This window comes from Streptomyces similanensis (genome assembly GCF_039543625.1).
GTDB lineage: Bacteria > Actinomycetota > Actinomycetes > Streptomycetales > Streptomycetaceae > Streptomyces > Streptomyces similanensis.
Genome location: NZ_BAABKC010000163.1, coordinates 1 through 9,966 on the forward strand (window position 1 = coordinate 1; position 9,966 = coordinate 9,966).

Annotated in this window: 12 protein-coding genes; 7 read left to right on the plus strand and 5 right to left on the minus strand. The window is 72.8% G+C overall.

The window, feature by feature from the left end:
• Positions 1-403 precede the first annotated feature (403 nt).
• From ABEB07_RS39055 to ABEB07_RS39075, 5 genes are all read right to left on the minus strand, one after another.
• Positions 404-1,093, minus strand: a complete 690-nt coding sequence (locus ABEB07_RS39055; protein WP_345672822.1) for a zinc finger domain-containing protein — start codon at positions 1,091-1,093, stop codon at positions 404-406.
• On the minus strand, positions 1,090-1,629 hold the full coding sequence (locus ABEB07_RS39060) for a hypothetical protein (RefSeq protein ID WP_345672823.1): 540 nt from the start codon (positions 1,627-1,629) through the stop codon (positions 1,090-1,092). Before ABEB07_RS39060 ends, ABEB07_RS39055 begins: the two co-directional genes overlap by 4 nt.
• Before the next feature lie 198 nt (positions 1,630-1,827).
• Positions 1,828-2,037 carry a hypothetical protein gene (locus tag ABEB07_RS39065; protein WP_345672824.1) on the minus strand — a complete coding sequence of 70 codons (210 nt, stop codon included), beginning with the start codon at positions 2,035-2,037 and terminating at the stop codon, positions 1,828-1,830.
• Positions 2,037-3,092 carry a hypothetical protein gene (locus tag ABEB07_RS39070; protein WP_345672826.1) on the minus strand — a complete coding sequence of 352 codons (1,056 nt, stop codon included), beginning with the start codon at positions 3,090-3,092 and terminating at the stop codon, positions 2,037-2,039. Before ABEB07_RS39070 ends, ABEB07_RS39065 begins: the two co-directional genes overlap by 1 nt.
• Positions 3,093-3,677: 585 nt before the next feature.
• Positions 3,678-4,313 carry a hypothetical protein gene (locus ABEB07_RS39075; RefSeq protein WP_345672827.1) on the minus strand — a complete coding sequence of 212 codons (636 nt, stop codon included), beginning with the start codon at positions 4,311-4,313 and terminating at the stop codon, positions 3,678-3,680.
• A gap of 291 nt (positions 4,314-4,604) precedes the next feature.
• On the opposite strand from ABEB07_RS39075, the gene ABEB07_RS39080 reads away from it, so the two are divergent.
• The 7 genes from ABEB07_RS39080 to ABEB07_RS39110 form a co-directional block, all read left to right on the plus strand.
• Positions 4,605-5,531, plus strand: coding sequence for a ParA family protein (locus ABEB07_RS39080; RefSeq protein WP_345672828.1), 927 nt, complete (start codon positions 4,605-4,607; stop codon positions 5,529-5,531).
• Complete coding sequence (locus tag ABEB07_RS39085) at positions 5,528-5,845, plus strand: hypothetical protein (protein ID WP_345672829.1); 318 nt, start codon at positions 5,528-5,530, stop codon at positions 5,843-5,845. The genes ABEB07_RS39080 and ABEB07_RS39085 overlap by 4 nt, the downstream gene beginning before the upstream one ends.
• A gap of 149 nt (positions 5,846-5,994) precedes the next feature.
• On the plus strand, positions 5,995-7,260 hold the full coding sequence (locus tag ABEB07_RS39090) for a tyrosine-type recombinase/integrase (RefSeq protein WP_345672830.1): 1,266 nt from the start codon (positions 5,995-5,997) through the stop codon (positions 7,258-7,260).
• A gap of 173 nt (positions 7,261-7,433) precedes the next feature.
• Positions 7,434-7,910, plus strand: coding sequence for a hypothetical protein (locus tag ABEB07_RS39095; protein WP_345672831.1), 477 nt, complete (start codon positions 7,434-7,436; stop codon positions 7,908-7,910).
• A 33-nt stretch (positions 7,911-7,943) separates the two neighbouring features.
• A complete protein-coding gene (locus ABEB07_RS39100) occupies positions 7,944-8,441 on the plus strand; it encodes a hypothetical protein (RefSeq protein WP_345672832.1) in 498 nt (165 codons plus the stop codon).
• Positions 8,438-8,788: a hypothetical protein gene (locus ABEB07_RS39105; RefSeq protein WP_345672833.1), complete on the plus strand. Its 351-nt coding sequence runs from the start codon at positions 8,438-8,440 to the stop codon at positions 8,786-8,788. The genes ABEB07_RS39100 and ABEB07_RS39105 overlap by 4 nt, the downstream gene beginning before the upstream one ends.
• An 85-nt stretch (positions 8,789-8,873) precedes the next feature.
• Positions 8,874-9,966 (plus strand): RapZ C-terminal domain-containing protein (locus ABEB07_RS39110; RefSeq protein ID WP_345672835.1); only part of this gene is annotated, 1,093 nt, incomplete at its 3' end.

Genomic DNA, 9,966 nt, shown 5'->3' on the forward strand with positions numbered 1-9,966 from the left:
GGCGGTTTGCCACCGCCCACAGCGGCTCGATGGTGATGGATCCGTTCGGCCCGGTGCGCAAGGCGACCTGAGTGCCCTGGGTGATGCCGGTGGCGCGCTGGGCCTGCACGGGCAGGATCAGGCGCCCGCGCTGCCCGATGCGGACGGTGGTGACGACGGTCTCGGATGACTCCATGCCGCCGACCGTAACCCCGAAGCGCGCTCCGGTGAGCAGAACTCCCGAATGCTCACCCCCGCGAGGGATGGGGGCGGTCCGCCCGACAGCGCACCGGCCTGTCGGCGGTGCCTGCCGTGCGGGCGGTCGACTGGGGGCCGCACGGCGACGGGCCCCATTAGACCTGTTGGAGCTAACAGGTCTGACAGGGGCCCGTCTGCGGTTTCGTGAGCGGGTCTGTCGGCGGGTCTACCGGGCGTCGGGCACGGCGACCGGGTTGTCCCCGAGGTAGCCCAGGCGATCGTCCACGTTCGCCTCGGCCTGCCGCTGACGGCCGATGTGCGGCTGCTCGGCGGCCCACCCGGTCTTCGTCTTGCACTGCTCGCCCTCGCCGGCCTCGCACTTCTCGCACGGCAGGCGCAGGACCTCGACGGCCACCGCGGCGTCCCGCTCCCGGCGGCGCCGGACGGCGGCCGCCTTGGATTCCCAGCCGATGCCGATGCCGTCCATCGCCTCCGGGTAGGTCGTGGTCTCGCCGCCGGGGCGTTTGGTGTCCTGCGCGAGCTTGAGCAGCTGCCAGACGGTCGGCACGATCGCCGGGCCGCCGTAGCCCGGCCGGTCGGCCCCGCGCGCGGCTACGCCCCACGGGTCACCGGAGTCTCGGAAGACCTTGGCCAGCGGCACGTCGCCGTCGACGATCCGGGCCAGCAGGCCCATCCGGTCACTGGTCTCCCGCACGGTCGAGGCGGTGGAGCGCAGGGAGTCGATGATGTCCGCGAGCTCCACCGGCGAGGCCGGCACCTCGGCGGCCCGGGCCAGTTGCCGGAGCCTGAGCTCGATGGCCGACAGCTCCGTGGCCAGCTCGTCCAGGGTGATGTTCCGCCCCGCCATCACGGCGGAGGTGTCGGTCTCGGCGGCGGTCTCGTGGGTGTTCTTCACGGTCGGGTCTCCTTCTCGGTGGTGGTCGTACGGGCTGCGGGGATGCCGAGGCGGGCGACAGCGTCGACCTCGGCGGTGAGCCGGGCACGGGCCCGGGCGAGCTTCTCCTCGGCCGCGCGCTTGGCGGCCCGGGTGCGGGCCAGCGCCTGCCTCTGGCGCTGCTCCCGCTCGGTGAGGGTCCGTAGTACCTCCTCGTAGTGCGCCGTCTGTTCCGCCGCGATCTCGGCGCCCGGGCGCTGCGGGCTCCTGCGGCCGGTCCGGTCGCGCTCCCTGGTGCGCTGGTCACGGGCGAAGGCGACCAGCTCGACGGCGACGACCCACTTCGTCCGCTTGTGCGGCGGGCCGGTGAGCAGCGCGAGGGCGGGGAAGTCCTCCGGGTAGCGGTTCTGCCAGTTCGAGACGGCGGCCGCGCTGACGCCGACGAGCCGGGCACCGGCGGCCAGGGTGACCAGCTCGCCCTGGCGGCCCTGGTACTCGGGCCGGAGCCAGACCACGCCGTCGGGCGGGGCGGCGGTGGGATCAGGTTGTTGGTGCATCTGCGGGTCTCCTCGGTGGGCCCGGGGCTGGGGCCGGTGGCTGCGGGGGCCTTCGCCGGCCCCCTGGCCCCCGCTCCCCCGGCACCGCCCGGCGCGGTCAGCGCTCCCGTGGTGCGGGTGCGTGCGCGCCGGACGGCACCGGGGCCGTGGCCTGTGACCTGGGCAAGTTTCAAAAATCCGACCGTAAATGAGGCGGTCTCAGTCCGCGTCGGGGTCGGTGCATCCGGTGTCGAGCTGGAGGTAGGCGCGCTGGCCGTCGTCGTAGTCCCGGGCGCTGGTGGTGCGGAACTCGCGCTCCAGGACGTCGAGGACGGCCCGGACGGTGGCCTCGGTGCCGCAGATCCGTACGTCCGCGATCCCGGGCAGGTACCTGCGCTCCTGGCGCTCGCGGCGGGCACGGGCGGCCATCAGGCGAAGCTCACGCGTGCGACGACCGCCAGGAGCTCGCCCGCGTCGCCCGCGGCCTGCAGCGCGTCGGGGTCCTCGGGCGTCTTCACGGGCCCGGCGACCAGGACGTGCTGGACGCGGTCGAGCAGGTCCCACCACTGCGCCGGCAGGCTGACGGTCTCGGCGGCCCGCCACAGCTCGATGCCGTCCTCGCCGTCCGGGCCGACGTGCACCAGGCCCTGCAGGGAGCGGTCGGCGATCCGGGCGCGCACCCGCCAGTGCGGGTCCATGTCCGGCATCCCGTGCAGGCCCCAGTGCTCCCAGTCGGTGCGGCGCTCCAGGTCGTCGATCCCGGCGTCTTCGGTCTCCGGGTACAGCACGAGCATCGGCATCGGCTGGCCGTCGGGCGTGTCCGTCTTCATCAGCGTGACGCCGTAGTTCGGGGCCAGGTGGTAGGGGTCGACGCCGTCGGGCAGGTCGAGGTCGTCGAGTGTGAAGACCTTGATCCCGGCCTTGCGGAAGGCGTCCATCGGGTCGGCCGGCCGCTGGCGCGGCGGCGCGTCCCGGATGACCTTGACCTTGTCGGCGATCTCCTCGGGGGAGGCCCCGCCGACGGCCCAGTGGTCGAGCGCGTCCTCCAGGAGGTCGGAGGCGTCCGCGTCGGTCATCGCCTCGACGGCGGCCAGCGCGTCGGCGGCCGCCGACGCGTCCGTCTTCCCGGCCCGGGCCAGCGGCGCCCACGTCCGGGTGGTGGGCGAGGCGGTGAACCCGGGGGTGGGCAGCGTCGCGTAGACCGCCGCGGCGAGCGCGACGAGGGTCGGCCGCTGCTCGGTGCGGAGTTTCTTCGCCAGCGTCCGCTGACAGGGCTTGCAGCCGGTGCGGCAGGCGGCGACGAGGCGGGCGGCGAGTTCGGTGTCGAGTTCCCGCCCGGCGTGGTGCGGGAGTTCCTCGAGGATCGCCATGTCCGGCAGCGGCTCGTGCCGGTGGAGGGAGTTGGCGGCCGCCGATGCGTGGGCGGCTCCGGTACGGCGCGAACGCTGCTTCGCGCGCTGCTTCTTGCCGTGCTTCTTGACCACGAGTTTCTCCTCGGTGGCGTGCAGCGGTTACCCATGACCCGATGCACGCGGAGAACTCGGTGGACCTGCGCGGGCATACGGAAGTACGTCGTCGAAGACGAGCTGGTGGTGCTCTCCGCACTGATGCGCTGGGACCGTGTGGTCCTGGCACCTTCGCCTCAGATCGCTCCCAGTCATGGGCTGAGGCTGGCTTGGGCCTGTGCGTGGCCGTGCACCTCGCACGATATCCGGCGGGTCTGACAGCGGTCACCGGAACGCGCGAGATTCGCCCGAAAGAGGACGCCGGGGAAACTCCGGAGTTCGTCGGCGGACAACTCCCGGCGCTCGCCCAGGGTGTAAAACCACCTGTACACCAGGGTGTGACAGGCGCTGTCCCGCACACCCGCTCCGGCCTGCGCGTCCTGCCCCCAGACATGTGCCCACCCACTCCCCTCGTCCCTCAGAGAGTGGGTGGGCACATGTCAGTTGGTCAGGAAGGTCGGAGCGGGTGTGCGGGACAGCGTGGAACTACGGGAGAAGGCAGCAGATAACAGATTTGGACAGTTTCGGGGCGGGTGAGGCTGGTGTGACGGCGAGTCGGGAGTATCAGGCAGCGGAGGGGGAGAGCGGGGCGGGGAGTTCGTCGGGCGGGGTGTCGGGGGTGGTCGGTTCGAGTACGGCCTGGAGGCGGGCGGCGAGGCCGGCGAGTTCGTCGGAGTCGGCGCGGTCACGTTCGCTGCGCAGTTCCCCGGCCGTGAACTCGTCGAGCTGCTCGTCCCAGCTCTTGGCGTTCGGCCCGTAGTGCTCGGGGAAGACGCGGGCGAGCCACCAGGCGGCCGCCCGCCAGTCCGGGCGCAGGTACCGGGTCTGCTTCTCCTCGACGTCCAGGCCGGTGACGGGGTCGGTGTAGGTGCGCACGCGTTCCTCCAGGACCAGGCTCCCGGCGCCGGCCTGCAGCACGCGGGCGAGCGCCCGGGTGGCCATCTGGGCCCGGGCGGACTCCACCCGCCGGTACAGGTCCACGAACACGTCCTCGCGCGGGTCGGCGGGTTGTCCGTCCTCGCGGTCCTCGGCGGCGGCGCGGCCGCGGGCGAGCCACCGGGCGAGGGTGGCCCGGGAAACTCCGGCGGCCTCGGCGGCCAGGACGGTGTTGGCCCCGACGGCGGAGGCCCTGACGATGGCGTCGGCCCGCTCCGGTGTGAGCAGGCAGGGGCGGCCGGGGCGGCGGTTGCTCGATCTCATGCGGGCGGACCGTACGGACGCCGCTGGCTACCGTCGCGGCCTTAACGCGCGTTGTGCGACAGACCCACGCGCGCGGGCGCGAGGTCTCACGGGCCCGGTTCGCGCTGGTCAAGGCGGCAGCCTGTCGGTCCTGTTGGACCCAACGGGGTCAACCCTGTTGGGGGCAAGGGCCTGGCCTGCGGTTTTCCCTGATCGAGCGGACCGGGGCGCGGTGCCCGTGCGCACCGTGCGGAGGCGGTACGGTCTGGCGGTGACGAGAGCACGGGGAGAGGCCCGGATGAGGAGAGAGACATGGTCCAGGTAACGCTGGAGCCGCTGAAGATCCCGGAGCGGCTGCTGCTGCCCACGGTCTTCGAGCGGGCGTGGACGGAGCCGGCCAACCGGCTCAGGCCGCGGATCCTGCTCCCCGCCGCCTTCACACGGCCGGCCCCGGTCCTCCCCGGCGAGCACCGGGTGTTCATCGTCTTCAATCGCAAGGGCGGCGCGGGCAAGACGACCACCGCCCTGGAGCTGGCCTGCGCCTGGGCCGCGATGGGGCACACGGTGCGGATCATCGACGCCGACCCGCAGGACGCGGGCCTGAGCGGATGGCTGCAGCCGGCCTTCCCCGAGGGCCTGGCGCCCAAGAACCGGATGACGCTGAAGAACGTGCTGTACGGCGAGGTCGGCCTGGACGAGGCCACCTACTACACCCGCTACCAGAACATCTACATCGTCCCCAGCTACGAGGACTGCGCGGTCGCCGAGTACGACCCGGCGGTCAACGGGGAGCGCACCCTGCGCCGTGCCATCAAGCGCAGCGAGGCGCCGGTGGACATCACCATCGTCGACTGCCCGCCCAAGATCGGAAAGCTGTCGACCTTCACCCTCGCCATCGGCGGGAAGGTGATCGTGCCGAGCCAGGTCAGTGCGCTGGACGCCAAGTCCAGCAAGTCCCTGCGGCAGACGATCACCAACGCTCAGGACGACTACGACGTCGAGGTCGTGGCCGCGGTCCTGTCCGCCTGGGACATCACGAACATCGCCAAGGACGTCGGCAACGAGATGGCCGAGCACTACCCGGGCGCCCTGGTCTGCCCGGTGCGCAAGTCCGTCGACGCGAAGACGGCACCGGGCGAGAACAAGTCCATCCGCGAGTACAGCAAGCGGTCCACCACCACCCGCGACTTCGACCAGATCGGTCGGATGCTGGTGGCGCCGCGAGGAGAAGAAGCATGAGCAACGGACTTCCGTTCGGCCAGGGGAGCATCCTCGGCAAGGAGCTGGGAGGCCAGGCGCCGACCAGTCCGGGCACCAAGGAGAAGATCCCGGCCTACGTCACCCCGGACGTGATGAACCGGCTGCGCAACACGGTGGTCGCACTGCAGAAGATCGACGACGAGGACGCCGAGGTGCCGGTGTCGCTGTCCGCGTACGTGGAGGCCGCCGTCCTCGCGCAGATCCGCCGCGACGAGCGCGAGTACAACGGCGGCAACCCGTTCCCGCAGCGCCGCCAGAAGAACCTCAAGACCGGCCCGCCGGTCACCAAGTAGATCCCGGCCTCGACGACGGGCCCCGCCGACTCCGGCGGGGCCCGTCGTGCGTCCCCACGTCAGCGACGGTTGAGCCTGTTGGTTCTAATGGGTCTAATTCGGCGTTCGGTCCGTGCGGCTGTCCGGACGTGGCTACCGTGCCCAGGGTGATGAACAAGTCCGACATCCTCCAGGAGCTGCCCGAGCTCCAGGAGGCCGTGGACGCCGTGTGCGAGCAGGCGCCCTCCGAGGCCCGCCGGCGGCAGATCCGCGCCCACGCCCGCGAGCTGGTCCGCGCCCTCAAGCACCCCGAGCACCCGCTGACCGTCGCCGACGACCTGGCCGACGTCCTCGCCCGCGACTCGCTGAAGCAGTACGAGCGCCTGGCCCTGGCCGGCGAACTGCGCGACCGGGGAGCCAAGCGCCCCACCAGCGAGGCGACGGCGATGGTGCGCTCCGGGGTGATGGTGCTCCTGCAACGCGAGCTGGGCCTGGAGGTCGTCCACCTGCGCCAGCTGGAGCAGCTCCCCGGCAAGGAGCCGGTCGACGTCGCCCGCCGCGAGCGGCTGCGGGCCAGCCTGCAGACCCTCTCCGACGTCATCGGCACACGCACCCGCTGGACCGTCGACGGCGGCCTGCTCGCCCAGGGCTATCCGCTGTGGGTCCGGATGCTCGCCATGTCCTCGGTCGTCCTGGACACCGGGAGCCGGGTCGGCGAGCTGTGCGCGCTGCGCCTGGAGGACCTGTCCCCCTCGCTGGAGGAGGTCCGCATCACCCGGCGCCCGCAGAACGCCCGCCCGAACACCCCGGTCTCCGTCGAGGTCTACCCGCTGCGCCGCGCGACCCGTGCGGCCCTGCAGCGCTGGCTCCAGGTCCGCCGCCTGCTGATGACCGAGGTGACCGGCGGCGCCGACTGGCTGTGGGTGTCGGTGCGCGGCAACCACGGCGGCGTCGTCGCCGAGGACGTCGAGCCGGAGTACCGGCCCGCCGGCACCGCCCTGCAGCCGCGCGGCGTGGCCCGCAGCTACACCCGCACCGTGACGAAGGTGAACCTCGACCTGGCCGGCACCGAGGACTGGGAGCCGCTGCCGGTGCGGATGGAGCAGCTGCGCCGCGGCGTCGCCGCGCCGGAGCTCCACCTGGTGCCGCCGGCCCCCGACGCCGAGCGTGCCGCCCGGCTCATGGGCGCGCTGGAGAAGGCCGGGCGGCGCCTGGCCGCGCTCCCCGACGGCCGGACGGTCGCCACCGCCGGCCGCAAGGACCGCCAGCAGGCCCGCGAGCTGCTGCGGGAGGCATGGCGGGAGGGCATCGAGCACCGGGTGCAACTGGAGGTCCTGGGGGCCGCCGGGCTGTTCGCGCTCGACATCCCGCGCACCGGGTGGGAGCCGGAGCTGCTGCGGGCCCTGGACCGGGCCGCGCACTTCACGCCGCTTTAGACCTGTTGGACCTAACACCCCCGGCCGTCCTTGCAGGTCGGGGGTGTTCTCGTGCCCGGAGCACTTTTTAGCCAACTCGGAGTTGGCCAACTTTGAATTGACATAGCCAACTCTGAGTTGGCATTATCAAGGGGTCGGGCCAACCGGGCCCGGCGCAACGGAGGGGAATCGCCGTGGAACTGCTGATCGCCGTCATCGCCATCATCGGGACGCTGCTGGGTGCACTCGTCACCGGCAAACTCCAGGAGCGGGCCGCCGGCCGCACCGAGGCCGCCATGCGCGGCGAGCAGCTCCGCCGCGACCGCCTGGACGCCGTGACCAACCTCGCCGAGGCGATCAGCACCCACCGCTCCCTGATGTGGCGCCGCGGCGACGCCGTCCTCAAGAACGCCTCCACCGACCGCGTCGACGAGCTGCGCGCCCAGACCCAGGAGTCCCGCTCCCAGGTCACCCGGCCGCTGGTCGCGCTGCGCATCCTCGTCACCGACCCGGCCGTCCGCGCCGCCGCCGACCAGATGGTCACCCTCACCTACGCCATGCGCGAGGCGTACACGGACGCCGACGCCCTCACCCAGGCCCGCGAGGACGCCAAGAACGCCTGCGACGCCTTCGTCGAAGCCGCCGCCGCGTACTTCGCCCGCACCGCCTGACCGCCCACCCACCACCACGTACGGAGAAGTCACGTGATCTTCCGCAGGAACCGGCCCCCGGCGACCCAGACCCCGCACGGCACCGTCTACGGCACGCTTCCGCAGCGTCCCGAGCCCCCGCGCGTCGAGTACATCGGCATCACCCTCGCCGAGATGGAGGCGTTCGAGCAGATCCTGCTGCACGCCGAGGAGTGCACCCGCCGGGCCCGCCCGGACCTGGGCTACAGCAGCTGCACCAGCGACCTGGTCGCCCGCCTCTACCAGAGCGCCGGCGCCGCCTCCGTCACCCAGCCCGCCCCCGAACTGGCCCGCATCCCGGTCCAGAAGGGCGACTTCATGTGGCTGGAGTTCGCGATCCGCGACATCGAGATGTACCGGGGAAGCCCCAAGACCGCCCGCGACGGCCGCAAGCTCCTCAACCGCTTCAACGCCCTGCTCGGACAGCAGCGTGCCGTGATCCACATGGGCGGCACCCCGGCCTTCGACCCCGACGCCCCCGAACTGCCGACCCACCGCAGGGAGACGATGTGAACGACGAGACGACGTCGACGGAACTCGCGACGGTCACCCGCGTCGAGACCGCCGCCGAGCGGACCGGCATCGCCGGCGGCGAGGACCTGGCCGTGCTCGCCCCGGCCGCGGCCGCCGCGCTCAACTTGCTCGCCGACGCCATCAAGCAGGGCCGCGCCGACCAGTACGCGATCGTCCAGGCCCTCAAGGCCGCCGAGGTCCACGAGGCGTTCGCCGCCGTCTTCGACGCCGCCTCCGAGCGCGTCATGGACGCCGCCGAGGACCCGTACGACTTCGACGTGCGGCTGCACGCCGACAACCTCGCCGGAGCCGCGGGCGACGTCCGCCGCGCCTTCAAGTGGCTCTGACCCCTCCCCCGGGCGGCAGCCCGAAGCACCAGGCCGCCGCCTGTTAGACCTGTTAGCCCCAACGACTCCAACAGGGAGACACCACATGGCCCGCGTCGAGATCACCTCGTTCGGCTACCTGCACGGCGCCGAACCCGACGCCCGGATCAAGCTCGACCTGCGGCACCACTTCCGCGACCCGCACGTCAACCCCGAGCTGCGCCACCTCACCGCCCACGACCAGGCCGTGCGCGACGCGGTGATGGCCACCGAGGGCGTCGAGCAGCTCGTGCAGACTGCCGTCGACATGGTCGCGGCGTTCCTCGCCGGACCCCGGCAGGAGGAGCCGGTCACGGTCGCGGTCGGCTGTGCGGGCGGCCGGCACCGTGCCGCCACGGCGGCCTCCGTCCTCGCCGAGCGCTGCACCGCCCGCGGCCTGGCCGTCGACCTGGTCCACCGCGACCTCGACAAGGACGTCGTCGAGCGCACCGAGACCGTCCCCGACGAACGGCGCTGCTGGTCGGTGGACTGGCCGGCGTACACGCCGGTGGACATCACGCCGCCCGAGCTGCGGCCCGTGAACCTGGCCCGGCACGTGCCCGAGTGGGCCGAGGCCGCCGCGACGCCGGCCGACGTGGACGACTGGGCCCGTCGCCGGGCCGCCGCGCTGGTCCCCTTCGAGCTGGACGTGCGGGGCTGGCCCCTGCACCCGCAGGGCCGCACCGGCCGCACCGGCCGCAACCTCGGCAAGTGGGGCGAGAACGCCGCCGCCGACCCGATCGTCGTCGCGGGCACCGGAGACCAGCGCCGGGTGCTGCTGATCACCCGGGACGACATCGGGGTGGAGGCGATCCCCGGCGGCATGGTGGATCCGGGCGAGACGGCCCCGGCCGCCCTGGTCCGCGAGCTGCGCGAGGAGACCGGCGTGGACCTGGCCGGCCACCGCCCGGTGATCCTCGGACGGGACGTCGTGGACGACTGGCGGGCCTCGGACCACGCGTGGGTCGCCTCCACCAGCGCCCTGTACCTGCTGCCCGCCACCGTGCCCGCCGTCGCGGCCGACGACGCTCTCGACGCCACCTGGTACCGCTTCGCCTCCCTCGACCAGCTCGACGCCGAGATCACGGCCGCCGGGCGCACCCTCTACGCCGCCCACCGCCCCCTGCTCCAGCGCGCCCTCGACCACCTCGATCAGGGGG

Coding starts and splice junctions, on each gene's coding strand:
- ABEB07_RS39085 (WP_345672829.1), top strand. CDS start 5,528: ATGAGCAACGGACTTCCGTTCGGCCAGGGGAGCATCCTCGGCAAGGAG.
- ABEB07_RS39065 (WP_345672824.1), bottom strand. CDS start 2,037: ATGGCCGCCCGTGCCCGCCGCGAGCGCCAGGAGCGCAGGTACCTGCCC.
- ABEB07_RS39075 (WP_345672827.1), bottom strand. CDS start 4,313: ATGAGATCGAGCAACCGCCGCCCCGGCCGCCCCTGCCTGCTCACACCG.
- ABEB07_RS39080 (WP_345672828.1), top strand. CDS start 4,605: ATGGTCCAGGTAACGCTGGAGCCGCTGAAGATCCCGGAGCGGCTGCTG.
- ABEB07_RS39060 (WP_345672823.1), bottom strand. CDS start 1,629: ATGCACCAACAACCTGATCCCACCGCCGCCCCGCCCGACGGCGTGGTC.
- ABEB07_RS39090 (WP_345672830.1), top strand. CDS start 5,995: ATGAACAAGTCCGACATCCTCCAGGAGCTGCCCGAGCTCCAGGAGGCC.